The sequence below is a fragment of the Chelativorans sp. ZYF759 genome (assembly GCF_012911015.1).
GTDB lineage: Bacteria > Pseudomonadota > Alphaproteobacteria > Rhizobiales > Rhizobiaceae > ZYF759.
This window is the reverse complement of sequence record NZ_WVVV01000023.1, coordinates 13,686-38,264: the sequence shown is the minus strand read 5'-3', so window position 1 is coordinate 38,264 and position 24,579 is coordinate 13,686. Positions and strand designations below refer to the sequence as shown.

The following is a 24,579-nucleotide window of genomic DNA, read 5'->3' as shown; positions in this document are numbered from 1 at the left end:
TCGATGGGGTAGCCATGGCGAGTTCCTCTCGTTGAAGGGAACTCCATGGTCGGGTCGCCCGCCGCCACCTGCTCAAAGACTACGAATACTACGCCATCTCAGGCCAAGGCGCCCCTCCCGCGAAGCGGGTTCGTGCATGAGGTCGAAACCCGAAATTCGAACTGAGGTAGCTCGGCTCAGGTCGTCTATACAGGTGTGGTTTCATGCTGTAGCGAGACAGCCGAGCTTTACCGATCCCACCCCGCAGCCCCTATGGACAGAGCGATGCCGGAAACCACCACCGAGACAAAACAGAACCTGATTGAACAGACGACCGACATCGTGGCCGCCTATGTCAGCAACAACCCGCTTCCCTCCTCGGATTTGCCAAAGCTGATTGCCGACATTCACGCCGCGATCAGCGGTCTGGCGAATGGCGCCGCAGCCCCGGCGGAGTCCAAGCCGGTTCCGGCCGTCCCGATCAAGAAGTCTGTAACCCCGGACTATCTGATCAGCCTCGAGGACGGAAAGAAGTTCAAGTCGCTCAAGCGCCATCTGGCGACCCACCACAACATGACACCCGACCAATATCGCCAGAAGTGGAACCTTCCGGCCGATTATCCGATGGTGGCGCCAAACTATTCGGCGGCGCGTTCCGCTCTTGCCAAGGCGAGCGGGCTGGGACGAAAGGCTGTTCCCGAACCAGCAAAGCCCGCTCCAGCTCCTCGGCGTAAGAAGCTCGGATTGAAGTTCGGCAAGTGAGCGGAATCGCCCGATCGTAGGACCCTGCCACTGCGGGTATTGCCTGCATCCCAAGACGACCAACGAAGAAGCACCGAGGAAAACTTGATGACAACGACGACAGAAATCTCAGACAAGATCGCAACTGAGCAGAACCTCACCAAGGCACAGGCCAAGGCAACCGTGGAGAGCGTGTTCAAGCAGGTCACCGATGCCGCGCGTTCGGGCGCCGAGACCAGCATCCCAGGCTTTGGCAAGTTCAAGGTCAAGGACACGCCGGCGCGCGAGGGACGTAATCCGTCGACCGGTGCCACCATCAAGATCGCAGCCTCCAGGAAGCTGACTTTTGCGCCGGCGAAGGCCGTCAAGGACGCGTTGAACGGCTGATCATTCCTGGGGCGATCCATCACCGGAGTGAATCGATCCGGGTCCAGTGATTCAAACCTGTCATTGGACCGCGGACAGGTAGTGCGCGATTCTGTTCGACATGATCGCGCATCACTATCGGCTCTACATCGAACGGCATGACCCGGGCCAGAACATGGCCCGGTTCTATGCGCTGTCGATCGAGGAGACACTGTTCGGCCAGGCCTGCCTCGTCCGCCGCTGGGGACGCATTGGAACGCGCGGTCGCATGGTCCAGCATTCCTTCGACAGCGAGCGTGAGGCCGTCGGCCTCTTCCTTGAAATCCTACGCACCAAGAGGATGCGCGGCTATCGACCGAGATCTTCCCGTCGGCATGCAGAAGCGACCCCGCCTGATTGACGGGGCCGCTTGGTGAGCCGGTCAGTCCCGGTTCGGGCGGGACCAGATGAGCTGGAGGCCTTCCTGCCCGTCCACCTCAATCAGGGTGGCGTAGATCGGGGCCGGGAAGCTCGGGTCATCCAGCTTGACCGAGAGGTAGTCGCGCTCGGTATCCTTGGCGGTTTTCTGCCAGGCTGCCCCCAGTTCGACATTGGCGCCTGCGAAGATGCGGAACTGCGGTCCCTTGTCGGAGGGCGTCTCGACCCGCTCGATGCGCGCCTTGACGTTGAGGTTGAGCGTCTTGATCGTGCCGGTGAAACCGCTTGCAGTGCTGGTGAAGGTGCCGATGGTGGCCATGGTGAAGTTCCTTTCCTTGGGTTTCGGGCCGCGCCCTTCGCGACCTCGATGGCAGTCGAAAGACCGGGGACGATCGGACCGCACCCGCGAGGGCCGGAATGGAATGAAGGGCGGCCGGGAGCAGCTTTCTTGTTCCGCGAGGAATGGCGGCGCAGCCGGCAGGGGAAGAAAGTTGCGGATGGACGTTGCGGGATAACGATCGAGGCAAAGCCGATCCCCGGTCAGACATGCCTCATCGAGCCGCAGAAGGGTTGACCGGTTTCAAGGTCCGGAAGGAACGAGCTGTCCCCCCGCGCATCGTGGTTCGGCATCGATGGCATGGTCGGCATCAGAGACTGATGCTGCAGCCGTCCCGCGAGGCGCCGTTGCGGCCCACAAGCGCCCTGAAGGGAGCACCGGAAACGACATCGCGTACCACATGGATATGATTGGCCAGGGTGCGATTGTGCAAGGTTCCGTTGCAGCACACCCTGTCGAACTGGCCTTAACGGGCCTACTGCGAGGGACGTTCACACCTCGCTTGGCGCCGCGGCAAGGTGGCCTGTTCTCCTGTTCGTGTCCGCGATGATTGGCGGCTCGGCGCCCGCGCAAACCAGTGCCCCGCAGAGCCAGTTGGGAACACCCGCCCTCTCCCGATCACCAAACGAGGCGTGACCATCACGCCGCCTCGCGCTCTTCTGAAGCGGATGGCTGGAGGCCGTGGAGGAAGTTGACGGCACGCTGCGCATGGGCCGCGGCACAGAAGATCGCCCGCTTATCACAGGCCAATACGGTGAGCCAGCCACCCAAGTAAGCAGCATGATCGGGGCGCGGTTCAAGCTCCGGTACAATGCCAAGATCGGCGCACAACAGCGCTGACCCAATCTCGGCCACCAGTTCCTCCCGCGCCCGTTCGGATCTGTCTATGGCATAGCGGGAGAGGTCACGGCCGACGCGATCAGGGCTGGCTGTCCAGTGGACATGCTCGTGACTCAGCACCGCGACATATGAGGCCGCGTCCCTGAATGTCTCGAAGGGCGGCATCTGGATATGGTCGGTCGACGGAGAATAGAACGCCTTGGTCCCACCATGGCGGATGACTGCACCGGTGTTTGCGAAAAAGCGGTCGGCATGTTCGATCCGTTCGACCGGATCGAGGATTGGCTTGGGCCGATGGTAGTACTGCTCGGGCAGACCCTCGATCTGCTCGACATTGAACACGCCATAGGCGCGCAGGAACGGTATATCCCGCTCGACCTCATCGCCACGCGCATCGGTTTCGGTCTTTGTGAACCTGCTGGCATAGATCACGGTGGTGCTGGTCTCGCCCTTTCGGACATGGGCGCCCAGTTCGCTTGCCTGCCGGTATGTCATCCATATCGGGGCGGCATAGCCCCGCGCCATACTCTCCGACCACAGCAGCAGCACGTTCATGCCGGAATAGGGCTCGCCATTGTGGCGGAGCGGGCGTGTGATGCGGCCCGTTGCATTGCCGGTACTCCAAGGTTGGGTCCAGGGCCGCACGCCTTCTTCCAGTTGCGCGACGATGCGCTCGGTGATCCGCGCATAGATGTCGACGCGCTTTTCGTTTCTCTCTTTCCTGCTCATTTTTCCTGAACCTCCATTCGGGAGGTCGCGCCCATCGCGACCCCGTCACGGCGGTCCGCCAGCCGGGCCAAGCGGGGGTCGGCGCACCCCGAAGGGGCCGGCACGAAGAGGAGGACGGCGAAGCCGTTGCGCCTGCACCCGGGTCCGGCTTGAGCCGCCGACCGGGACGGATCGCGATGTGCGGAATTCTTCCCTTCCCCGCACACGAAGCGCGTTCGGCATGCATCCGCTGAACAGAAGAAGGCGCCCTGCCGAAGCAGGGCGCTGCAGGGCAATGTGGCCGGTTCAGTGAACCGACCGCGCACCGGCGAATGGATCATATTCGTAGAGGGCGACCACATCGGCGTCGTCGAGATCGTCGGCCGGCAGGACGCCGTACTCGCTATCGGACTTGAAGAGGATGACGGTGGTCATGAGGGTGCGGGCGAGGTGCCAGGCGTGTTTTTGTGCGAGTTCCAGATTGTGCGACATTTTTTGGGCTCGTGCGTTGGGGCAAGTTGGAGAAAGGAGTGCTTTGACTTTTCAGCCGTTCTCGATCTCGCGGGGTGGAAGACCCCGCACGCCGTGTGACGCAACACGCGGTGTTAAGCAGATGGGTGAGGTAAACCGGGTGCTTCCGGGGAGCCATAAATCAGCAGAACCCATTGAAGCCGGACGGGCGGGGACTTCCGGTCCCGTGAGCGGTCCGGCGTGCGAACCTGCCATGGCGAGGGCAACCGAACCGATGGCGGACGCCTCGTTACTAAATGTCTCCCGCCAACCCGGAAGTGGGCGGGGCGGTCTGCGAACGAAAACGCAGGCCGGTGGAGCGTTGGTCCGTGCTGAGCCTACACGGACTGGGGACGTGCGGTGTACCGTTCGTCAGCCTTGGCGTTTGCTTGCGTGGCGCCAGGGCCGGATTCCACACGGGGTAGAGTCGGCGCCTAAAGCAGGTGAGAGATCGAAAGCGGAACCCAAGAACCTTGTCATCGCCTCTGCGGCCCTCGGGCGGCAGATGGCTGAAGCGACCAGCGAGCGTGATGACAGGGGGCGGAGCCTCCGTAGTAGTCCGAGGGCGGGAAAGCCGTCCACATGGCGAAGGGAGGCAGTGGGTACAACTTGCAGGCAGGAGGTGGACGTATGTCCAGCGCGGTGAATACCTCGTTCGTCCTCGACATGCAGCGCAAGCTGTATCGGTGGAGCAACGGCGACGCCGACAAGGTGTTTGCCGATCTGTTCAATCTCGTATGCGACCGTAGAACCCTGATCTATGCTTGGGAACGGCTTGCCCGCAATCGCGGCAGTCAAACACCCGGCACAGACGGGGTCACGCGGCGCACGGTCGAAATGCGTTCCGACGGCGTGATGGGGTTCCTCGATGAAATACGCGAGGCCCTTCGCAACGGAAATTACCGACCCGAACCTGTCAGGCAACGGCTCATCCCGAAGCCTGGCAAACCGGGAAAGTTCCGCCCGCTCGGCATTCCCACGCTGACCGACCGACTGGTGCAAATGGCTTTGAAGCTGATCCTGGAGCCCATCTTCGAGGCGGATTTCTATCCGACCTCATACGGGTTCCGAAAAGGACGGAGCACCCATGATGCGCTGGCGAAAATCCAGTACTGCCTTCAACCGACCAAGCACGGACCATCCGTGTACGGCTATGTGATTGAAGGTGACATCAAGGGTTGCTTCGACGCTATTGATCATCATGTCCTGATGGAGCGGGTACGACGCCGCATTTCGGATCGCAAGATCCTGCGGTTGGTACTCGCGTTCTTGAAGGCTGGCGTGATGATCGAGGGGACTATACGTCATCCGGTCACCGGCTCGCCGCAAGGCGGGATCATCTCACCGATGCTGTCGAATATCTATCTGACAGTTCTCGATGAGCGATATGGTCGTTGGTCCACGCATCCTCGCGAACCGGCCCGGAATGCCACCAACCGGCGGTTTGATGACCGCAAGAACGGTCGGCCTGCATTCTATATGGTCAGGTATGCGGATGACTTTGTCATCCTTGTCGAGGGGACGCGGGAACAGGCGGAAGCAGAAAAGCAGGCGCTGGCGCAGTTCCTGAAAACGGAACTGCGCATGGAGTTATCGATGGAGAAAACCGCGATCACCAGTGTCGAAGAGGGCTTCAACTTCCTCGGCTACCGGGTGGTGCAGGCCAAGGCGATCCACACAGGACGCCCAGTCGGCAAACTCATCATACCGAGGAGCAAGCTGAATGACCTGCGACACAAGATCAAAGGCATGGTGAAAGATATCCCAACCGGATATCCTCTCGCCACTCTGATCGAAACGCTCAATCCAGTCCTTCTCGGATGGCGCAACTACTATCGTTACGCCGTACGGGCATATCAGGACTTCACCAGCCTTGACTGGTGGATAAGGCAGCGCATCGAGCGATGGCTGAAAAGGAAGCACCATAAGACGCACTGGAAACAGATACGGCGTCGCTTCACAGTCAACGTTCAAGGAGAGCGTTACCGCTGGGTCGATGGCCGCAGCAAACTGCGGTTCCTTCGCGAAGGTGGGACAAGGCGCTATCCGCACCGGGGCATGCGAATACCGAACGGATGGAATGCCAGTCCGGGCGAGTGGTTCCAGAAGGGAGCCGACAAGTTCTGGGAGGCATTCCAGACCCTCGCGGAAACGTGAGGTCCACCCGTGACAATCGTCACGCATGGAGAGCCGGATGCATGGAAACTCGCACGTCCGGTTCGGTGAGAGGGATGAAGAAACTCACCTGCTCGCAGACGGAGCGCTTCATCCCTACTCTACCATCCTCGGAGCGGGCCGATCCCGCTCGATGGCTCCGTAAGTGTCCGGCTCCGGGCGCGATCACCGCGCAGGCGAAGCCAAGCGGCCGCAGCTTGCTAGCGGACCCTTCAAGGGTTGATCGTGGAAGATCCGGAGCCGGATCAGGAAAGCCATCCCAAAAAGAGCGGGATTGGACCGCCTGCGGACACAGAGCCCATGTCGTGCGCCATCGAACACGGGATCATCTTCCGCCGGGACGCTTTCTCAGCAGCGCACCAGGGTGCGGATCCTCATGCTATATCAGCGTGGGTTTCAGGCCTTCCAGGCGCAACGCCGGTCTCGGGATCAGGTTCGCTTCACGGCCTTGAGGGGAGCGGATCTTGCCGCCTGCCTGATCGTTGCGGCAATCTCGCGCAGATACGCCGCACTGACCGATCCGATCGGCTCGGTCGACACGAAGTCGTAGTCCTTGTCCGTCTCAACGCGGTTGTACTCATCGAGGACGATCCAGCAGGGAGCGGTCAGACCGATGCGGCGACATTCCGTCTCCGGCACACTCAACGCCAATTGACCGGGCAGCGGGGCTTTCGAGGTGAAGGGAAAGAGGAACACAATGTCGGGATTGCCTGGCGTTTTGATGACGATACAGACAGGCCGAGGTTTCCGGCCTGATTCCTCACCCTGTTGGGCTTCGCGATGCCAGAGATAGTAAAATTCGGCGACGTCGCCTTGCTCAAGCATCGGGCTCGTTCACGTCGAGAATTGCATCTATCCCCGACATGAGCTCGTTGTGGACCTCCTCGGGCGCGTCATGCAGGGAATAAGCCTTCGTCGGGCTTGGCTTACCCCGCATGCGATTGTATTCCCGCGCCGAAAGCACATAGAGCTTTTCCTTGCCGTGTTTGGTCAGCACGACCGGCTCGATAAGGGCCGCCTCCAGGATCTCCCCGGAGGATCGGTTCATTTCAGAGAAGGTGAACTGCTTCATCGAGGCTGCTCCATAAGTTCCACGTAAAATAGGTAATTTACGTCTTTCCGTCAATGGCGCTTACTCGACCCTGGAAAGAGCGGAGCCGAAGCCCCGCTCCCGTGGGGGTTTAACCGAGAGCAGCCAGTTGCAGTTCGGCCGCCTTGCGGTCGACGGTCTGGCCGGGGTTTTCGACGGCGCGCTCAAAGGGCTTCCACTTCTCGCCGACGACATGTTCGTAAGCGGCAACAGTGCCTTCGGCTGCCATACGCAACGCATGGGACTGAACGCCCATATCGGCTGCGAACTCACGCTTGCGCTGGGCAGCACTGTCGAAGCCGACCGGGCCATCGAGGTCTTCGTCGCGCATGTCGTTGGCAGCCTTGGCTGTGGCGTCACGGGCTTCGGTCACGGCCCGGCTGTAGAACTGGCCGGCTCCATGGGCCGAGCCGACAAATGCGCCGACGATGCGCTGGAGGTGAATCTGCATCGCCCGTTCGCCCAGGCCCTCATTGAGGGCATCGGCCGTCTCGATGATGAACTTCTCGTGGAGATTGCGAATCCCGTCACTGTCGAGAACGGGACGGCCGAAGCTCTCGGAGATGAGGGTCGCCTGGCTGGCGTCGGGGCAGCAAAGCCGGACCATTTCGAGGGTGGCGCCCTTGCGCGACGGGACAACGCGCGCGGACTGGCGGGAGGAGCGAGCGGATTTGGTCATGGTATTTCCTTTCCTTGGGTTTCCCCGAAGGCCTGGACCGGTTCCTTGACCGGCCCTCCCTTCGGGCGCGGTCCAGCCAAAACCGGCGGAACGACGGCCGCTTCAGGGTCCGGAAGGGCCGACACGAGCGGGGTGGGTTTGCGGACAAGCAGGGTCTTTGGCCCTCGCGCGGGACGCGGAGCCGCCCTGTCGAGTGTGGCGCCTTCCGGCCGCCCCGCGGCGCGGAACGCGGCCTTGAAGCGAACGGCCGCCGGTTTAGGACCGCACACCGAACGAAGGGAAGCCGGACAAGGGCCTCGCTATCGACACGGGGATTCAAGGACAGGTCGCCATGAGAAACCGCCCTGCCATCATGCCGCAACCGAGCACGCAGATCCCCCACCCAGGCAATCGGCTATGCCCAAACGACCAGCCGACCTCTGGGACAGACGCCTGACCTTTCGGCAGACAGGCTGACCGTTACGCCGCACGTCGATGATCGAGATGGCCTGCATGGCGTTCAAGGAATCGAACGATGCCAAGATCCTGCCGAGCCAGCTTTCGGGAAAGCGCGTCGATCTCGGGTTGGCGTTCGGCAGTCAGGGCTGCATGGTGCGACCGATACCGCACAAGAAACGCGCACGCGTCCGGTGCCTTGCCCCGGCGACAGGCCGACTGCCTCGGCTGCAATTGCGGTATCAGCGCCGTCATGCGGCGTGTGATCTGCCGGTCGATCATGTCGAGTTGCCGCTGTGTCTGCCGGCGGGCTTCTTGCATGCGAGAAAGCCGTCGGCGCAATTCGGGGGATAGGGTCATCGCGATCCCCTCCCCTGCCAGCCGACAAAGCTCGACGGGCCGGCATGGACAGGATGACGATCGGGATCGATGACGAAGCCGAACCAGCCAATGTCGTATTCGTCGGCGGGAACGAGAAAGCGGCGTTCCTCGGTGCCGATACCGCGCCTGGCACCGAGCGTGGCAATGCACTCGACAAAACCCTTCTCGTGGCCCGAAATGATCGCGGAAACCACGACCCAGTCGGCGGCGTGTTCCTGACGAAAGGCCCGCTCGTCCTTCTTCCGGGACTTTCCCGGCTGCAATACCGTGCCGGTGATTGCCTCCCATGCGTCCGGGTAGCTGTCCTTCATTGTGCATTCGGCGCAGCGGCGCTCGAAGCTGGTGAACAAATGTGGGAAGGTGATCGCCACGATCGCCCAGGCCTCATCCTCTTCGTAGAAGCCGCCGCCATCACGAAGCAAAGGATGAACCTTGCTGTTACGCTCGACGGACAGATGGAACCCGCCATGGCCAGCGGTCGAATGACAGACCACACCCTCGGCAAAGACGGTCGCTCCCTGTGACGGACCCCATGGGGTATACGCGCTCGATCGCTCTTCGCGCCGGCCGAGCGCCAGCTTTTCTTGGCTGTGTTCGGCCTGTTCGAGCACTCTTGCCCTGAATGCATCCTCATCGGCAATCTCGCCCGAATGTCCGTAAAAATCCGACCGCGTCCATTGAGACATCGGCCGGCGGATACGCCACCCCGTGACGAGATAGTGCCGGCCCTCACGGGCCGGGAGCATGGCGAAAGCGCTCTCACCGACGAGGGCCACGAGCAGGCCATCGGCGCTGCGGCCAAAAGAAACCCCCGGGTAACCGGGGGCCTCGTCGTCTCGATTCCGGGTGGTGGTCGCGCTCATGCTGCCGCCCTCCCCTCGACGGTGTCGGCGGCAACGGCGTCCGCCGTGACTTCCTGCAATACGGCGTTCGGATAGCCATGCCGCGACAGCCATTCCTCCGCATCCGCACGATGGCTGGCGAGATAGACCAGTTCGGCATCCTCGCCCGGGCGCTCGAGCACGAGGACGGAGCCGATGGCCGGCCGCTCCTTGACCGCGAATTTGAGGTCACTGTTCACCGAAAAAGTCTGGTGAACGCGCAGGACGATCGTGCCCTGGCTTCCATAGTCGCCCTTGTGGAGGGTGATGGACGCAGGCAGCGTGGCGTTGCCGATGCGGGTTTCGGCCTGTTTGCGGATCAGACGGCCCCCGCTGTTGCGGTTCTCCCAGGCGGCGAGTTTCTTGCGATGGCGTTCGGGCGGGCGTGGTGATCCGTCGGAATAGGTCACGATCGAGCCGAGCGGAACGAGGTCATGGATTAGTTGAGCGGACATAGTTGTCTCCGTGTTGCTCATGGTGGAAACGAAACCGCCGCCGGTGAGGACACCGGCGGCGGGATGGCGATCGGAAAAAAGCAACGCGCTGCTACTCGGCGGCCTCGCGAAAACCGTCGGCGTCATCGTCCTCGCAAGCTCCGTCGTGGACGGATGGAGCCTCATCGACATCGTCATGAGCCGGCTCGATGGTCGCATCGCCCTCCAGCTCGTCCTGGTCCGCCGACATGCCATCGTCGTCGGGCTGCTCAACGGCCTCGTGCTTCTTCAGCCAGGCGCCTAGCTTTGCCGGATCGGGGGCGAACAGCGCCGAGGGATGGACGAAGTGGTCCTCCTTGAAATGCTCGACCAAGGCCGTGCGGGTGTCCTTGACCTTCTGCCGAGGCAGCACGGATGTGTCCGCGCAGGAGGCCTCGAGCGCTGGACGCGACAGGCACGACAGAAAATCTTCCGTCCCCATGTTGGGCATGAAGTTGTCGGCGCCGATCGCATCGCCCGCGACTCGGGCGACCACACCACTGTCCGACCGGTTCTCACGGCACGACAACACATCGATCAGCAGGGACCGCACCGCGATGCGCAACGTGTCCGTATCGAACTCGAGCTTACCGTCCTGATCGAACAGATGAGCGGCATGTTCACCAAGGCTTGCCGCCCCGTAATTGGAGATGTTGCGCGCGCCGGACGCCACCGTCACGTTCTGGCCGGCGAAGGCGAGAACAAGCAGCGCCATCAGCGTGTCATCCTCGATCGGTGCGCGCGACAGCGCCTCGTGCAGAGCATCGGTGCGCAGATCGCCGATCATCTCGATCCCCTTGCGCGTGACATCGGGCCGGGTCTTTGAAACGATGATGTTGTCGTCCGCGCCCGCATCGCCTGCCGACGCGCCATTCTTGTCCTTCGGCTTCTTGGTCTCCGGCATGCGGAAGGCGACCGATTGCACCTTGCCGTCACGATCGAGATACATGGCGGTATGATCGGACTTGGCCGGTTTGCCGTAAACGCGCTCGGCCTTGGGCGGGAGCTTGGGCTCGCCCCACTGGCCGGCCTCGACGACCACGCCCTTCTTGGGAAGGTTGTTGGTCATCCACTCCTGCTGGGCACCGAGGAACGCTTCGACATCGGTCGTGTAGCGGCTGTCTTCGTCGGCGGGCGCGAACAAATCCTCGACCCAGGCGATGCCGTAGGCCTGCGCCAGATCCTCGCCGAAGCTCGCGTCGCGGGCGTACATGCGGGTCCGGGTCAAGCCCTGCGCAACGCTCCACCACGAGACCTGGGGATCGGCCTTGGACGGCTTGTGCGCCTTCCAGACTTGCCTTTGCTCCTCGAGCGAAGCGGATGCGATGGTGCGCAGTTGGTTCTCATTGGGCATGTCCCCCTTGGCCATGTGGTCGAGCATGGCCGGCAAGACATTGGCGAGCAGGCGCAGCTTCCTGATCTGGCGGACGGGCAGCGACAGCGCCATGGCGATCGCCTCCTCGGTCCAGCCGAGTGCGACCAGCCGCTCGATGGCGCGCCATTGATCGACGGGGTTGAGGTTCTCGCGGGCGATGTTCTCGACCATCGAGCGCATGGCGCCGCCATCCTCGGCGGCCTCGCCGACAAGAACCGCGATCTCCTCCAGACCCGCCGCGATCGCCTGCTTGACGCGCCGGTGTCCGGCATCGATGACAAAACCATTGCCACCACCGGACTGCGGCGCCACGACGGGCGGCTGCACGATGCCGACAGCCTTGATCGTGGCAAGCAGCAGCGCGTCGGACTGCGGATTCGACTTCGAACGCCGGGCCCTGTCGGGGTTTTCCACGAGCGAACGCGGATCGACCAGTTTGATTTCCATGAGAGATGCTCCTTCTCTAGGTTGGGAACCGGCACCGCGCCGGTCCCTTTCTCGTCTTCTTCTTCAAGACATCCCCCGGCCTGCGGAGCGGGCGGGCCGGTGCAATTACGGCCGAGCATCCCTGCCCGGCCGGATCAGCGGGGCTCATAGCCCTGCGCAGGACGACGGGCCGGGATCGCGATGGCCGAGATTGAACGCCAGCGTCAGCGGCTTGCCCGATCTGCGAGCGGGCTTTCCCGTCCCCTTTTTCCTTTTTCACACTTCTTGATTGCCGCTCATATTGACGTTATATTGCGTCATATATTGAGATGCTTCCTGAAAGGCCCATCGAGATGGCACTGGTTCAATATGCCGATGACGGCTTCTTCGCCCCACGCAAGATCGCTGAGGCGCTGCGCACGACCAGCGCGGAAGTGGCCCGCACGGCCGGGCTCGGGCGGGATGCGGTCCAGCGCCGTGATCGCCTGCGCTCCGACAAGACACAGCGCCGCCTGCGGGAAATGGTCGAGATCCTCAACAAGGTCGAGCCGCGTTTCGGCTCGGCCCTGATGGCCTATGCCTGGTACAGATCCGAACCTTTGCCCGGGTTTTCAGGGCAAACTGCGATGCAACTCGTGCGCTCGGGCCGCGCCGACGAGGTGCTTGAGTATATCGATGCGGTCGACGCCGGCGTCTACGCTTGAAGCCGTCGGGCCGCTACCAGGGAAAGCTCTACCGGGCGCTCAACCCAATCTATGCACGCGAACCACTCTCCGGCCGCGGGGCAGAGCTTTATGGCGGACGCTTCAATGCCAAGGGCGTTCCGGCACTTTATGCATCCCTGTCGGTGATGACGGCGCTGCGGGAGGCCAATCAGGTCGGCAATCTCCAACCGACCACACTCGTCTCCTACGATGCCGAGATCGAGCACATCTTCGATTGCCGGGACGATGCTGCTCTTGCGAGTGAGGGCATGGACGCGGCCGAGCTGGCAGATCCGACATGGCGCGATGAGATGAGAAGGAGCGGCGAAGCACGCACGCAGGTCTTCGCCAGCAGGCTCATCGCCGCAGGCTACAATGGATTGCTGGTGAACAGCTTCGCGCCCGGTGCGGGCGCCGACGACCTTAACCTCGTGCTGTGGAAATGGGGCGACAAGGTCCCATGCCGTCTCACGCTGATCGATGACGAGCATCGCCTTTCGCGGTAGCCGCTCAGGCTGCCATTCGATCGGACTGATCCTCGGTGTCTGCGGCAAGCGTGGCCACGACCTCCGCCAATTGTCTGTGCTTGTCGGCAAGCTCGCCGGCGAAGGCGAAGTCGCCGCCTTCTCGGGACCGGTATGAGGCAAGGCACCTGCGGGCATTCTCCAGCCGGTCCCGATAGCGCTCCCGTTCATCCTCGAATCCGGAGAGCGCATGCTCGAGGCGGGAAATCGCGCCGAGCGGCGTGGTGGTCACGGGCAGTTCGATCTCGCAGTCGACGCCGGTGCGCATCAGCATGGTGGTGTAGCGGTAGCCGTCCTTGCCGAAGCGCTCGCCGGAATATTCCAGTTCGAAGCCGCCGATCGAGGCGATGGGAATGTCGCCCTCCTGCTGGAGCTGCACCAAGGTCAGTATTTCCTTCATGAGCACTCGACCGGCGAGTTTGCGCTCGACAAAGGTCTCGTGGCCGACCTGCATGCGGAAAGCGTCGCTGGTGGTCGGTTGCAGTTTTTCGAAATCTTGCGCGATCTCGCCAATACGCCGGGTTGAATAGTCAATGTCGCGCTCGGCGTCGCGGATCTGGCGCCGGATGGCGAACTGATCGTCCTGGTGTGCTGCCCGAAGCCGTTCGAGCCGGGCGATGTCGGCTTCAAGCCCGGCCTTTTGCATGAGGCGCGGATCGCCCGAGGCAATGGCCTTGGCCATGGCGAACTGATTGGCCTGGCCCTCGCCCAGATCTTCGAGCCTGCGGATCGAGGTGTCGCCGGAAAGTGCCGCGCCAATGAACCGGGCCTTGCGCTCGTTGTTCTGCCACATCTGGGCGTCCATCGAGCCTTCGGTGGCATAGGCAAAAATGTCGACGACATCGTGCTGGTTGCCCTGCCTCAGGATACGGCCCTCGCGCTGCTCGATCTGTGAGGGCAGCCAGGGCACATCGAGATGATGCAGGGCCTTGAGGCGGAGCTGCGCATTGACGCCCGTGCCCATGGTTTCCGACGAACCGATCAGAAGCCTCACCTTGCCGGCGCGGACATCGCCAAACAGGCGCTGTTTGGCCTCCGACTTCTTATACTCCTGCATGAAGGCAATTTCCGTTGCCGGAACGCCAAAGCGCACGAGCTCATCCCTGATCCAGCGATAGGCGGAGAAGCCTCTGCTCTTCTCGACGCTGATCGTGCCGAGGTCCGAAAAGATCATCTGCGCCGCACCGGGCAGCTCGAACGGCTTGCCGTCGGGACGCACATAGGTGCTCTCAGCCGTTTCCCGCCAGATACGATACGCATTGGCGACCAGATCGTTGAGCTTGTTGTCAGCCTCATTATCGATATCGGCATCGACCAGCCGAAGGTCGATCGCCGCATGGCGGCCGTCGGTGATGACGGAGAGCAAAATATCGTCGCCGGGTTCGGGAGGTCCCTCGCGCTGCTCGATGGCCTTGATGCGGGCATCAAGCACCATCTGGTAGCGCTTGAAGGCAGCAGACGGTTTTGAGGACCTGATCTGGCGAGCGCCGGTCGAGAGCGCCGGGACCTTCACATACTGCCTGAGGTCCTCCGGCATGACCACGTCAGCAAAAGTGCGGAACATGGCGATCAGTTCAGGCACGTTGACGAAAGTGGCAAGGCGCGTGACCGGCTTGTATTTGCCGGAAGGCTGAAGCTCCAGTTCGGTGGTCACATCGCCAAACGTGCTCGCCCAAGCATCGAACTCGTGCAGGCCTCGCTGAAAAAGCGCATCGAAGCCGAGATAGCGCTGTACCGAGAACATCTCGCCCAGCGTATTGGTGATCGGCGTGCCCGAGGCCAGCACAAGCGCCCTGCCAGGGTTCTTCGTCTCGACGAAGCGCGACTTCACATAGAGGTCCCAGGCCCGCTGCGAGCCATTGGGATCGACGCCCTTGAGCGTCGACATATTGGTGGCGAAGGAAAGTTTTCTGAACTCCTGCGCCTCGTCGACGATGATCTGGTCGATGCCGAGCTCGGAAATCGTCAGCAGATCGTCCTTGCGGGTCGATAGCGATTCCAGCCGTTCCTTCAGGCCTTCCTTCAGCCGCTCGAGGCGCTTGCGCGAGACGCGGTCGTCGCCGTCGACCCGGGTGAGCAGCGTCTCATAGAGCTCCAGCTCGTCCTGGACCATTTGGCTCTCGAAGGCCGAAGGCACGTCGATGAATCGGAAGGCCGAATGGGTGATGATGATGGCGTCCCACTTGGCCGTCGCCGCCCGCGACAGGAAACGGTGTCGCTTGGCCTTCGAAAAATTGCTCTCGTCGGCGACCAGAATGCGAGCGGTCGGATAGAGCGCCAGGAACTCACGCGCGGCCTGCGCCAGACAATGGCCGGGCACGACCACCATCGCCTTGGCGATCAGCCCGAGGCGCTTTTGCTCCATGACGCTTGCTGCCATGGTCATGGTCTTGCCGGCGCCGACGGCATGGGCAAGGTAGGTGGAGCCCGCAGAGACGATGCGCCATATGCCCCGCTTCTGGTGCCTATAAAGAGAAAAGGCGCCCGAGGCGCCAGGAAGCTGCAGATGATCCCCGTTGAACTTTCGGGGAGCGATGTTGTTGAAGCGGTCATTGTAGATCCGCGCCAGCCGGTCGGTCCGATCGGGATCGGACCAGATCCAGACCTGGAAGGCGGTCTTGATTTTTTGAAGCTTTTCCTTGGCCGCCTCGGTGTCGACGACATTGAGCACCCGACGTTCGCTGTTACCTTCCTTGATGGTGTCGAAGATCTGCGGCACGCGGCTGTTGAGGGCATCGGCGATCAGCTCGCCGGCGTGGCGGCGCCCCGTGCCCCATTCCGATGTACTGGCGGCCATCCAGCCGAGCTGCCGGGCTTCCACCTTCCATGACGCCAGTTCCGGCATGTGATGGATCCTGATTTCCGCACCCATCGTCTCCTTGACGAAGGCGACGATATCGGCGGCCGGTATCCACGGCGCGCCGAGACGGGCGGTGATGTCGGAAGGCCCAAGATCGGCGGGCTGGACGTCGACTAGCGCCCGGACATTGCGCTCGAACGCAGGATCGAGTGCCGCGGCGGCTTCAGCGGTCTTCAACTTGTCGCGCACATGGCCGGAGAGATATGCATCGGCCGTCTGCCATGACCCGGTTTCGGGATCGCGGAAAATGGCGTCGCCGAGTTCGCCGATCACTGCATCCGCATCGGAATGCAGCAATTCGGCGATGTGATCGACATCGACATGGCCGCGCTCGTTGAGCACCACAGCCAAGGCATCGGCGGCTGAAGCGATGACCGGAGCCGAGGGTGGCGCGATGACACGGTCGGAAAAGATCGGCCCGGGCCGCGCCGTATTGGTCTCGAGGTCGTAATCCTCGATCGAGGCGACCAGCCAGCAATCCGGGTCATCCAGAAAAGGTTGCAGATTCGGCCGGCGATGGGTTTCGCGAACCTCGCCGATCTCGGCATCTTCCGAGACGGAAACCCTGGTGAAGTTGATCGGGCCGAATTCGCGGACGAAGTTCGACCAGGCAGTGCGAAGCTTGACCTGTGCCGGCTTCCAGGGCTTGTCGAATTCCTGGGCCTTCAGGACCTCACGCACGGCATCACGGATCGGGATCAGTTTGCGGATGATCCGGGCATGCTTGTCCGCCACACCATCGCTGCTCCGGCCCTTGCGCACTTTGATGGTGACGGGCAGGCCGTCGACCATCTGCATGAGGGCCGTATCGTTTGCAATGAAGAAGCTGCCCTCACGAATCCGACCGCTCTCGGGACCGTCACTGCCCGGCCGATCGGCATCATGATCGGCATCGGCGTCGATCGCCTCCGGCTCGCCGTCATAGATCGCTTCTTGAAGGAGTGAGATGGCAGCAGCAAGCGCCTGCTCCAGATCGACGCCTGCTCGCGGAAGGCACGTATAGGCTTCCCCGAACGGCCCGGACATGGTGGCATGGGTGCCCAGCACAAAATCGGGATAGCGCGCAAACCAGCGGTTTACCCAGATCGCGGCCTCTTCCCCGTCGGCGGGACGAACCTCATCGAGGTCGAGCCAGATCACATCGCCTTCCGGCTCGCCGGGCTTTCGCTTCCGGAAAAAGAGGATGTCGACGACAACATCGGTGCCTGCATCCGCCCGAAAACTGCCTTGCGGCAGACGGATAGCCGCAACGAGATCGGCGGATTTGGCAATGTGCTCGCGCGCCGTTCGGTCGGCCTTGTCCATGGTACCTGAACTGCTGACAAAGGCAGCGAAAGCCCCCGGCTTCAACAGGTCGATCGAGCGGGCAATGAAGTAGTCGTGGAGCCGCAGACCCATCGGCCGATAGATGCGGTCTGAACGCACGGCGCGGTCGGAAAATGGCGGATTGCCGATGGCGAGATCGAAGTTGGCTGGCAGATCGCTACGGGCAAAATCGGCGTTGATGATGCGCGCGCGCGGCTGCAACAGCCGGACGATGCGCGCCGTCACCGGATCGAGCTCGGTCCCGGTGACATGGACAACGTCCTGCAAAACTTTCGGCATCAGCGCCGGAAACAGGCCCGTGCCGATGCCTGGTTCAAGCAGCCTGCCCCCACGCCAGCCGAGCCGCTGCAAACCGGTCCAGATCGCCCGGATTATGAACTCGGGCGTGAAGTGGGCATACTGGGTGCAGCGCGCCAGCGAAGCGTATTCGGCTTCGGAAACGGCTTCTTCCAGCTCGGCTCCGATCTGGTCCCAGCCCTTCCGGAAACCGGCTTCGCCGGGACGGCGAAACACGGCGTTCGCCAGATCGGACGCGCCAAACCCGGTGAAGCGGATCAATTGAGCCTGCTCCTCCAATGTTGCCGGGCGGTCGTCAGCCTCGATTTCGGCCGCCAGACGAATGGCGGCAAGATTGTCTTTCGCCCGCCGCCTCCAGCCTCGGGCGAGGTTGCGGCAACCATCAAGACGGAAGTTCTCGCCATGGGTCGGCTGCGTCTTCTGCCTCGCGCTGGGCGTTGCCGCCGGCGCCGGCTTGGCCGGCGCCGGGCAGATCGGTGGCGGATCGTCGTCGGGATCGTTGTCCGCGAAGTCGCCGCCGAACGCGGTAACGCCGATGCCGGACGAAAGCGTGGTGTTGCCTAATGGCGAGAGCGTGAATGGATCGTCGTTGGACATTGAGAAATCTCCTTGTGCGTAGGCGCGCGCGAGACTCCCGACCGAGCAGAGTCGGCTGGCGGAAGGGCGTCGCGATTGTCGGAAAGGTCAGCGGGTGATCAGCGAGAACGTGATCTCGGTCTCATTGAGCCGGATGTTGAAATGGGTCGCCCCAAAATTGCGATCGAGTTCCGGGATCAGCCGCTCGGCCTCGATGAACTCGATGCCGTCATCGCCACCGAAATGGCGGCCACCAGTCGCTATCGCCTTTGGGATGACACTGCTCGGCATAGATGACGAGGGGCCTCTCGCCCTCGGCCAGTTTGCCGTTGGACATGATGTAGGCACCCTCGTCACCGACCAGCCAGAGGCCGGGCATTTCGCCCTCGCCCGGACGGGTGCCGTAATAGGGATTGCGAAAGCCGCCATTGGCTGCGGCATCGGCAATGCCGCGTTCGACGACCTTGCGGACGCCAGGAATGGGAAAGGTGAACATGGCAAACTCCACCTCACGCCGCATGCTGTTCGGGCAGATGCCGGAGGTGGACGGGCAGCTTGGCCTGGATTTCATCCTCTGTGAGGTCCTCCAGCAGCTTCAGCGTGGTGCCGCCACGCCGGCCATAGACAAGGACGGTGCGCTTGCCGCGATGCTTAGGCAGCCAGCGCTCGCCGGCATAGCCACGATAGTCGTCATGGGTCGCGCTCCAGATGTGTTCGAGCCGCTCCTGATACGCCATTGCCCTTACCGGCCAGCTTTCGCGTTCGACGATGGCGTCGCGCATCTCGACCGGGGACCGAGCCTGCAACAGATCGCAATAGCCGTGGAAATGCCGCGTACGGCCGTCGATCCTGAGCGTATAGAAGATGCTGGTGATCGAGCCGGTGAGGAACTCGCGCATGGCGAACATTTCCCCGCGCATCCAGAGCGGCGGCAGGATCTCCAGCATGTAATCGTGCTCGGTCCGGGCGATCTCGAACCATTCTCCGCAACTGAGCGCGCCGTCATCGCCTTCCCAACGGTTCGGCCGCTGCGCATGCCTGTCGAAGAGGCGGAACATCTGCCGGCGGTCGGCGATGCCCTGATAGACTTTACGGATTGGAGAGACGGTCATTGGCGGGCTCCTTTAGCCTTGTCGGGCCGGAGCGCGGTGATCCCTCTTGGGACTCACCATCATCCTTCAGCCCTTCCTGACCCCTCCCCCGCAACTGCCTCTCCGTCCGGGCGGGTCAAGGGCCGGCGTCAGCCGGGCGAAGCTTCACCCTTGAGGCGGCCGGCGGGCATGCGGCAGGCCCTTTTCCTCCTCCCTCTTCTTTGCTTCACTCACCTGCTCGCGCAACGCGTCGTTCCAGTCCTCTGCCGGCGGCGTCAACCGGAGCCAGTCGCAGCCGATATCCTTGGCGATTTCGCGCAGCCGGCCGGCGAACACAGTCCCCTGGCTGTTGGCGTCCGTTGCGGCGACAAGCTGCGCGCCCGGCCGGATGGCCAGTTCCCGCAACGCCTCCGCTGTGGACGGCGACCAGCCGCCCCCGGCGCTGAGATAGAGGCTGCCATGCCGCATACCCTCCAGGGTCGCAAGGCTCATGGCGTCGCTCGCTGCTTCGGTGACGCAAAGGCGAACGCCATCGGGCGAGCCCATGCGGAACAGCACCTTGGCCCCGCCCGACGCAAAGCCGCGCCAGTCGGGACCGCGTTCCTCCCAGCCGGTGACGGCGCCGTCGATAGCGGTATGGGCGGCCCACATGCTGCCATGCGGACCTTCCCGCAGCAAATTGGTGGAGATCGCCGTGCGGATGATGCGCTCGGGCAGACCGCGTGCGTCGCGCAGATAGCGCCAGGTCGCAGAACCCTGCCATGGCTTGCGGCGGGACGACCATCGTTCGGGAATTGACAGGTCCGGCGCGCGATCACGGGACTCCCGCTTCCAGACCGGTACAGACGGCACGAAGCCGACCAGGCTGGCGACCTCGTACATGGCTTCCACGAAGCGCACGCCCTGCAGATGTTCCACCAGGCCGAATACATCGCCCTTGCCGTCGGAAAGCGGGTCGAACCAGCCCTTGCCCTCATGGATGACGATGATGATCTCGCCCGCGCGGCGATATTTGATCGCCTTGCGCGTGCTTTCCTTGGGGTCGAGCGCGAAGCCCGCGTCCTCAAGGACGGCGCTGCACGGCACCTTGCCCCTCAGCTCTTCCAGATCTGCTTTTTCCATTGTTTGCGCCAGCACCTTCCTTGCTCCTCTAATCCGATTCCTGCTCCCCGATCATTCGGGGGTGGATACCGGAGGCCGCGAAGAGCAAGGCGGGCAAGGGCGCGGCGGGCAACCCGGCAGTTATGCCGGTCGGCAACGACGGAACCGCCGCGGCGAAGCTTCCCTTGCCGGGCGCAGCGCGCAAGCGGCACACCCATCCCGCCATTTATCCGCTGCGTCGCTCTTCCTCGGCGACGATCGCGGTCACCACATCGATATCCATTTCCACGACAGGCGAGATGCGGGCGATTTCGGCGGAAACCTTGGCCCAATGGTGGAATTCGCGTATCTGGCCGCGCACGCATGAGCGGGCGGCACGTCGCTGCGCCTCATTATAGGCGTTGGCCTCCTCAGCCGCGACGAGCCGTCGGGTGTCGTCTTGCCAGCGTAAACGGATGGCGCGTCGGTGTTCGAGCCATCGGCGGATCACAACGAGCATAGACCCCGACTTCCTTTTTCTTCCCCCTGTGTCTGTACGCCAGGGATGGCCGCCCGAGCGGGGGAAGACCCGCGAGGCGGGGCTTCAGCTTGGCCAACAGTCCGGCCCGGCAGGCGGCGCCTAGCGCTTGCGTCACAGGCTCGACATGGGAAAATACCGGCCCCAGGACCGGCTGATCCATCACAGCGACAGGGGTTGAATCCGCCCAGTACCTTGCCAACACAAAGCGCGTCGCCAAAGCCAGTCTGGTGCCTTCGATCGGCAGCGTCGGCGACGCTTACGACAATGCTCTCGCCGAGACCATCAACGGCCTGTACAAGGCCGAGGTCATCTGGCGTCGACGGTCATGGCAAAGCGTCTCGGCCGTCGAGATGGCGACCCTGCGCTGGGTTGATTGGTTCAACCATCACCGCCTTTTCGGACTTGTCGGCCACATCCCGCCAGCCGAGGCCGAGGCAAAATACTATGCAGCCGTAGAGACCCCCGACATGGTCGCGTGACCCAAACTAAACAGCCTCCGGAAAACCCAGGGCGCTTCACTGTGGCGGCCAGGGCTTATGTCTGCGCAGATGAGAGGATCCACCATCCAGCCAGGAATCGAGACGATGCCAGACGGGCCTTCCACCTTGAGAAACTGCCCGGTCGCCCGATGCTCTACTCGCCGCACATTGACCTTCCGGCCGAAATAGGGATGCCGGCGATGGTGAACTTCCTTTCCGGAAAAAGCCTCGATTACCAAAAGGATCTTACCCCACCTCTTTCCCGCTCCCATGCCAATCTGCCCATTCACAGGGGGAACAAGGCGATTTGCGGGAAGAGGACCACAAGAGCCAGGGCAAGCAGCATCATGACCACGAATGGCGCGCATCCTCTGTAGATGGTCCCGAGCGTAATTTTAGGGTCGTCAAGTGATGCTTTCACGACAAAGGCAGCCAGACCAAGAGGAGGCGTGAGAAGCCCGATTTCAACCGCCAGGATCGTTATGATCCCGAAATGGATCGGATCGAACCCGAACGCCATCGCCGGACCGAGAACGATGGGCACGCAGATCAAGATTATTGACGTGGCGTCGAGGATCATGCCAAGCAGGACAAGTACGCAGATGTACAGAAGCAGAAAGGTCATCGGCGTGATGGTCGAATCCTGCAGAAAGCCGGCCAGGGCCGGCTGAAGACCGGCAAAGGTCAGCATTCGGCCGTACAAGCTCGCGGCCACGACCAGGAACAGGATCGTGACAGTGACGTAGCTTGTTTCGACGAGCACCCGCCACAATTGCTGCAGGGAAATGCGTCGGTGGAGAGCCGCGATGGCAAGTGCGCCCCAGGCCGCAACTGCTCCTGCTTCTGTCGGCGTAAAGATGCCGCCGTAGATCCCGCCCAGCATAACCACTGCCAAGGCGCCAAGGGGCGCAACCGCAAGGATACCGCTAATGATCGAGGATTGCTGGTCGGCTTCGGAGATTTCGATCCGCCCAACGAACCCGCGCCAGAACAGACCCATCGCCACAATTCCAGCGCAATAGATGCCGGCAAGAAGTAGGCCAGGCCCAATGCCTGCCAAAAAGAGGCGGCCGATCGATTGTTCGGTGGTTATTCCATATATGATCATCAGGAGGCTGGGTGGAATAAGCATGCCAAGCACGGAACTTCCCGCGACCACGCCCACGGCGAAGGAGGGCCTGTAACCCAGTCGTTGCATCTGCGGAACAGCTATCTTGGTGAATACGGCACCGGCGGCGATACTGGTCCCGCTGACTGCTGCGAAGAGAGCATTGGAGATGACGGTCGCAATGCCGAGTCCCCCAACGATGCGACGAAAGAGCCGGGCGGCAAGCTGAAATGCGTCACGCCCGAATTCGGCGACCGAAACGATCAATCCCATGAAGACGAAGAGCGGCACGACGGCGAACTCATAGCTTCTCAACGTGTCCGCCGCCGACAGGTAGAGCAGGCTGCCCGACAGGTGAAAGCTGCCCGTGATGAACCAGACCCCAATGAAGGAAATGATGCCCAAAGCGACCGCGACATAGATACCCAGATAGATCAGCACAAACACCGCACCGATCGAAATGAGGCCTATCATCAATCCGCTCACGTTGGTCCCCCGTGGAACGAGCGTGGGCGGGCATTGGCCCGAAAGATCTCGCGCAGACTCGCAGCCAGCATGACCACGGCATAAGCCGCGCCAAAAACACATCCGACGAGGATCATAAGTCGTACCGGCCAGATCGGCGCCGTGAAATCGCCAAGCGCGCCGATATATTCCCCGATGCGCCAGCTTTGAAGGAAGGGCTGGTAGCCGAACATGAATATCAGGATCAGCAAGGCCGCGAGAAGTAACGCGTTGAGCGCGTTGAGGAAGCTGGCGGCCCGTGGTGCACGCGCGCCGATGGCCATCAGCAGTCCATCTGAGCGAAGCATTCTTCCACCCCGGATGGCCTGGGGGAGCTGTAGAAACACAATGGCAACGATCGTGAGGCTTGCAATCTCGGCGACACCCCTGAGAGGCCTGTTCAACAGTGCGCGGCCGAGAATATCCATACCAATGACGCACATAAGCATTACGATCAGCAGTCCACCAAGGGCGCTGAGCCATTCAAAGATCAGGCCCGGCGTTCGCCGCCGGGCCTGCTGTGCCTGTGCAGGCTCGCGCATTACTGCGTCCAGTCCCGCAAAGGTTCTGCGCCAGCGGCTACCACTTCCTCCTGAAGTGCCTGAAGAACCTCATGGCCGGGAAGATTCTGAGCAGCCATCGCGTCCGCCCATTCCTGGGCGATATTGGGGAGTGCGTTCGCCCATTCGGCTCTCGCCTCTTGTGACCATTCAATCACTGTTGCGCCTTCCGCCTGCATATTCTCCAGATGCTGTGCCATGGACGCGTTGACTGCGGTCATTAAATCATTCGAATAGGCCTGCGCCGCCGCCAAAATGGCGTCCCGCACCGGATCCGGCAAGCTTTCCAGACGCTGTGTGTTGATGGCGATTGTGCTGCACCACTGCGCACCAAGCCCGACCTTAACAAAATTCGGCGCCACCTCATGGTAGCGGCCAGGGAAAGCGGCCGATGTCAGCACCAGAACGCCATCTGCGATTCCTGACTGCAAGCCCTGATAATATTCACTCATATTGCCGGCAACCGCCACTGCCCCGGTCCCCTTTAACCAATTTGCGGTTGGTCCGGGGGCGTAGATCCTGCGGCCGTCCAAATCGGCCAGATTTTCCGCTGGCTCCTTCAGCATCAGGTTGTAGTCGTCACAGATGTTGCCGGCAGAAAGTACCGTCGCGCCAAATGTTGCCCAGGCATCGCCGTATTCGGTAAAGCGGCTGCGGACATTAGTCATCGCCTGGCGAATGACTTCGTCATCCGGCGACAGGAACGGCGCTTGATAGGTCACCTGTTCCAAAGGAAGTTGCGATCCGGAAAAGAGTGTGGGCACGAAGGCGATGTCGAGAATGCCCTGCTGGATTGCGGCCAATTCACTGCCCGTACGCACCAATGTCCCGCCATAGGCCTGCCGCCAGTCTATGGCATACTCGCCGCCTGCTTCTTCGAGAAGGCGATCCACCTCCGGTACGAACACCTCCTTAAGGAAGCGAACGTGCGGAAACACTTCCGGGTGACCCGTAGCCAGGGTCAGTCCAATCCTTTCCGCAGCCTGTGCGGGCATCGCCGACACGACGCAGCTGGCTATGATAGCCAACGGGACAACTCTCCTCCCAAAGCGCATTCTTTCCTCCTATGTGCACGGTCGAGATCGACAGCGTTCGGCCAACCTAGGCGAGTGCCGC

23 protein-coding genes and 2 pseudogenes are annotated in these 24,579 nt (G+C 62.1%); 7 read left to right on the top strand and 18 right to left on the bottom strand.

Annotated elements, in window-relative coordinates:
- Positions 1-264 precede the first annotated feature (264 nt).
- From GRZ55_RS22045 to GRZ55_RS22035, 3 genes are all read left to right on the top strand, one after another.
- The gene (locus GRZ55_RS22045) at positions 265-741 is read left to right on the top strand and encodes a MucR family transcriptional regulator (protein WP_169289104.1); all 477 of its coding nucleotides are present in this window, start codon (positions 265-267) and stop codon (positions 739-741) included.
- An 87-nt stretch (positions 742-828) separates the two neighbouring features.
- Complete coding sequence (locus tag GRZ55_RS22040; RefSeq protein WP_169289105.1) at positions 829-1,107, top strand: HU family DNA-binding protein; 279 nt, start codon at positions 829-831, stop codon at positions 1,105-1,107.
- Between the two features lie 100 nt (positions 1,108-1,207).
- Positions 1,208-1,486, top strand: coding sequence for a WGR domain-containing protein (locus tag GRZ55_RS22035; protein WP_169289103.1), 279 nt, complete (start codon positions 1,208-1,210; stop codon positions 1,484-1,486).
- Between the two features lie 21 nt (positions 1,487-1,507).
- Here the strand turns inward: GRZ55_RS22035 and GRZ55_RS22030 are convergent, their stop codons facing one another.
- From GRZ55_RS22030 to GRZ55_RS22015, 3 genes are all read right to left on the bottom strand, one after another.
- A complete protein-coding gene (locus GRZ55_RS22030; RefSeq protein WP_169289102.1) occupies positions 1,508-1,822 on the bottom strand; it encodes a DUF736 domain-containing protein in 315 nt (104 codons plus the stop codon).
- A gap of 657 nt (positions 1,823-2,479) precedes the next feature.
- Positions 2,480-3,409 carry a zincin-like metallopeptidase domain-containing protein gene (locus GRZ55_RS22020; protein ID WP_169289101.1) on the bottom strand — a complete coding sequence of 310 codons (930 nt, stop codon included), beginning with the start codon at positions 3,407-3,409 and terminating at the stop codon, positions 2,480-2,482.
- Positions 3,410-3,694: 285 nt separating this feature from the next.
- Positions 3,695-3,880: a hypothetical protein gene (locus tag GRZ55_RS22015; RefSeq protein ID WP_169289100.1), complete on the bottom strand. Its 186-nt coding sequence runs from the start codon at positions 3,878-3,880 to the stop codon at positions 3,695-3,697.
- Positions 3,881-4,528: 648 nt separating this feature from the next.
- Between GRZ55_RS22015 and ltrA the strand changes: the two genes are divergently transcribed.
- A complete protein-coding gene (ltrA, locus tag GRZ55_RS22010; protein ID WP_169289099.1) occupies positions 4,529-6,055 on the top strand; it encodes a group II intron reverse transcriptase/maturase in 1,527 nt (508 codons plus the stop codon).
- Positions 6,056-6,502: 447 nt separating this feature from the next.
- Here ltrA and GRZ55_RS22005 read toward each other — a convergent pair whose 3' ends face one another.
- From GRZ55_RS22005 to GRZ55_RS21975, 7 genes are all read right to left on the bottom strand, one after another.
- Positions 6,503-6,898 carry a type II toxin-antitoxin system PemK/MazF family toxin gene (locus GRZ55_RS22005; protein ID WP_169289098.1) on the bottom strand — a complete coding sequence of 132 codons (396 nt, stop codon included), beginning with the start codon at positions 6,896-6,898 and terminating at the stop codon, positions 6,503-6,505.
- Entirely contained in the window at positions 6,891-7,145 is a 255-nt protein-coding gene (locus GRZ55_RS22000; RefSeq protein WP_169289097.1) for a type II toxin-antitoxin system prevent-host-death family antitoxin, read from the bottom strand. The genes GRZ55_RS22005 and GRZ55_RS22000 overlap by 8 nt, the downstream gene beginning before the upstream one ends.
- A 109-nt stretch (positions 7,146-7,254) precedes the next feature.
- Entirely contained in the window at positions 7,255-7,842 is a 588-nt protein-coding gene (locus GRZ55_RS21995; protein WP_169289096.1) for a hypothetical protein, read from the bottom strand.
- Between the two features lie 459 nt (positions 7,843-8,301).
- Positions 8,302-8,637, bottom strand: coding sequence for a hypothetical protein (locus GRZ55_RS23550; RefSeq protein ID WP_246734930.1), 336 nt, complete (start codon positions 8,635-8,637; stop codon positions 8,302-8,304).
- On the bottom strand, positions 8,634-9,521 hold the full coding sequence (locus GRZ55_RS21985) for a hypothetical protein (protein WP_169289095.1): 888 nt from the start codon (positions 9,519-9,521) through the stop codon (positions 8,634-8,636). Before GRZ55_RS21985 ends, GRZ55_RS23550 begins: the two co-directional genes overlap by 4 nt.
- The gene (locus GRZ55_RS21980) at positions 9,518-9,994 is read right to left on the bottom strand and encodes a hypothetical protein (protein ID WP_169289094.1); all 477 of its coding nucleotides are present in this window, start codon (positions 9,992-9,994) and stop codon (positions 9,518-9,520) included. Before GRZ55_RS21980 ends, GRZ55_RS21985 begins: the two co-directional genes overlap by 4 nt.
- Positions 9,995-10,085: 91 nt before the next feature.
- Complete coding sequence (locus GRZ55_RS21975) at positions 10,086-11,834, bottom strand: ParB/RepB/Spo0J family partition protein (RefSeq protein ID WP_169289093.1); 1,749 nt, start codon at positions 11,832-11,834, stop codon at positions 10,086-10,088.
- Between the two features lie 332 nt (positions 11,835-12,166).
- On the opposite strand from GRZ55_RS21975, the gene GRZ55_RS21970 reads away from it, so the two are divergent.
- Positions 12,167-12,517: an MbcA/ParS/Xre antitoxin family protein gene (locus GRZ55_RS21970; RefSeq protein ID WP_169289092.1), complete on the top strand. Its 351-nt coding sequence runs from the start codon at positions 12,167-12,169 to the stop codon at positions 12,515-12,517.
- On the top strand, positions 12,514-13,023 hold the full coding sequence (locus GRZ55_RS21965) for an RES family NAD+ phosphorylase (RefSeq protein WP_169289091.1): 510 nt from the start codon (positions 12,514-12,516) through the stop codon (positions 13,021-13,023). The genes GRZ55_RS21970 and GRZ55_RS21965 overlap by 4 nt, the downstream gene beginning before the upstream one ends.
- A gap of 4 nt (positions 13,024-13,027) precedes the next feature.
- On the opposite strand, the gene GRZ55_RS21960 is transcribed toward GRZ55_RS21965, so the two are convergent.
- The 5 genes and pseudogenes from GRZ55_RS21960 to GRZ55_RS21940 all read right to left on the bottom strand — a co-directional run bounded on the left by GRZ55_RS21960 (position 13,028) and on the right by GRZ55_RS21940 (position 20,791).
- Entirely contained in the window at positions 13,028-18,121 is a 5,094-nt protein-coding gene (locus tag GRZ55_RS21960) for a lactate dehydrogenase (RefSeq protein WP_169289090.1), read from the bottom strand.
- An 87-nt stretch (positions 18,122-18,208) separates the two neighbouring features.
- Positions 18,209-18,596: pseudogene (locus GRZ55_RS21955) on the bottom strand (DUF3085 domain-containing protein).
- Positions 18,597-18,609: 13 nt separating this feature from the next.
- Positions 18,610-19,212: a DUF1419 domain-containing protein gene (locus GRZ55_RS21950; RefSeq protein ID WP_169289089.1), complete on the bottom strand. Its 603-nt coding sequence runs from the start codon at positions 19,210-19,212 to the stop codon at positions 18,610-18,612.
- A gap of 144 nt (positions 19,213-19,356) precedes the next feature.
- Complete coding sequence (locus GRZ55_RS21945; RefSeq protein ID WP_169289088.1) at positions 19,357-20,313, bottom strand: DUF3991 and toprim domain-containing protein; 957 nt, start codon at positions 20,311-20,313, stop codon at positions 19,357-19,359.
- 205 nt (positions 20,314-20,518) lie between these two features.
- Positions 20,519-20,791, bottom strand: a complete 273-nt coding sequence (locus GRZ55_RS21940; RefSeq protein WP_169289087.1) for a hypothetical protein — start codon at positions 20,789-20,791, stop codon at positions 20,519-20,521.
- Between the two features lie 172 nt (positions 20,792-20,963).
- Between GRZ55_RS21940 and GRZ55_RS21935 the strand changes: the two are divergent.
- Positions 20,964-21,291 (top strand): annotated as a pseudogene (locus GRZ55_RS21935) (integrase core domain-containing protein); the annotation flags it as partial.
- A 286-nt stretch (positions 21,292-21,577) separates the two neighbouring features.
- On the opposite strand, the gene GRZ55_RS21930 reads toward GRZ55_RS21935, so the two are convergent.
- From GRZ55_RS21930 to GRZ55_RS21920, 3 genes are read right to left on the bottom strand one after another with little or no spacing between them, the layout of a single operon-like run.
- Positions 21,578-22,885, bottom strand: a complete 1,308-nt coding sequence (locus tag GRZ55_RS21930; RefSeq protein WP_169289086.1) for a TRAP transporter large permease — start codon at positions 22,883-22,885, stop codon at positions 21,578-21,580.
- Entirely contained in the window at positions 22,882-23,445 is a 564-nt protein-coding gene (locus GRZ55_RS21925) for a TRAP transporter small permease subunit (RefSeq protein ID WP_169289085.1), read from the bottom strand. Before GRZ55_RS21925 ends, GRZ55_RS21930 begins: the two co-directional genes overlap by 4 nt.
- The gene (locus GRZ55_RS21920; protein ID WP_169289084.1) at positions 23,445-24,491 is read right to left on the bottom strand and encodes a C4-dicarboxylate TRAP transporter substrate-binding protein; all 1,047 of its coding nucleotides are present in this window, start codon (positions 24,489-24,491) and stop codon (positions 23,445-23,447) included. Before GRZ55_RS21920 ends, GRZ55_RS21925 begins: the two co-directional genes overlap by 1 nt.
- Positions 24,492-24,579 lie beyond the last annotated feature (88 nt).

Coding starts and splice junctions, on each gene's coding strand:
- GRZ55_RS22005 (WP_169289098.1), bottom strand. CDS start 6,898: ATGCTTGAGCAAGGCGACGTCGCCGAATTTTACTATCTCTGGCATCGC.
- GRZ55_RS21975 (WP_169289093.1), bottom strand. CDS start 11,834: ATGGAAATCAAACTGGTCGATCCGCGTTCGCTCGTGGAAAACCCCGAC.
- GRZ55_RS21945 (WP_169289088.1), bottom strand. CDS start 20,313: ATGGAAAAAGCAGATCTGGAAGAGCTGAGGGGCAAGGTGCCGTGCAGC.
- GRZ55_RS22030 (WP_169289102.1), bottom strand. CDS start 1,822: ATGGCCACCATCGGCACCTTCACCAGCACTGCAAGCGGTTTCACCGGC.
- GRZ55_RS21950 (WP_169289089.1), bottom strand. CDS start 19,212: ATGACCGTCTCTCCAATCCGTAAAGTCTATCAGGGCATCGCCGACCGC.
- GRZ55_RS21970 (WP_169289092.1), top strand. CDS start 12,167: ATGGCACTGGTTCAATATGCCGATGACGGCTTCTTCGCCCCACGCAAG.
- GRZ55_RS22015 (WP_169289100.1), bottom strand. CDS start 3,880: ATGTCGCACAATCTGGAACTCGCACAAAAACACGCCTGGCACCTCGCC.
- GRZ55_RS21985 (WP_169289095.1), bottom strand. CDS start 9,521: ATGAGCGCGACCACCACCCGGAATCGAGACGACGAGGCCCCCGGTTAC.
- GRZ55_RS21925 (WP_169289085.1), bottom strand. CDS start 23,445: ATGCGCGAGCCTGCACAGGCACAGCAGGCCCGGCGGCGAACGCCGGGC.
- ltrA (WP_169289099.1), top strand. CDS start 4,529: ATGTCCAGCGCGGTGAATACCTCGTTCGTCCTCGACATGCAGCGCAAG.
- GRZ55_RS21940 (WP_169289087.1), bottom strand. CDS start 20,791: ATGCTCGTTGTGATCCGCCGATGGCTCGAACACCGACGCGCCATCCGT.
- GRZ55_RS22020 (WP_169289101.1), bottom strand. CDS start 3,409: ATGAGCAGGAAAGAGAGAAACGAAAAGCGCGTCGACATCTATGCGCGG.
- GRZ55_RS22040 (WP_169289105.1), top strand. CDS start 829: ATGACAACGACGACAGAAATCTCAGACAAGATCGCAACTGAGCAGAAC.
- GRZ55_RS22000 (WP_169289097.1), bottom strand. CDS start 7,145: ATGAAGCAGTTCACCTTCTCTGAAATGAACCGATCCTCCGGGGAGATC.
- GRZ55_RS21960 (WP_169289090.1), bottom strand. CDS start 18,121: ATGTCCAACGACGATCCATTCACGCTCTCGCCATTAGGCAACACCACG.
- GRZ55_RS22035 (WP_169289103.1), top strand. CDS start 1,208: ATGATCGCGCATCACTATCGGCTCTACATCGAACGGCATGACCCGGGC.
- GRZ55_RS22045 (WP_169289104.1), top strand. CDS start 265: ATGCCGGAAACCACCACCGAGACAAAACAGAACCTGATTGAACAGACG.
- GRZ55_RS23550 (WP_246734930.1), bottom strand. CDS start 8,637: ATGACCCTATCCCCCGAATTGCGCCGACGGCTTTCTCGCATGCAAGAA.
- GRZ55_RS21995 (WP_169289096.1), bottom strand. CDS start 7,842: ATGACCAAATCCGCTCGCTCCTCCCGCCAGTCCGCGCGCGTTGTCCCG.
- GRZ55_RS21980 (WP_169289094.1), bottom strand. CDS start 9,994: ATGTCCGCTCAACTAATCCATGACCTCGTTCCGCTCGGCTCGATCGTG.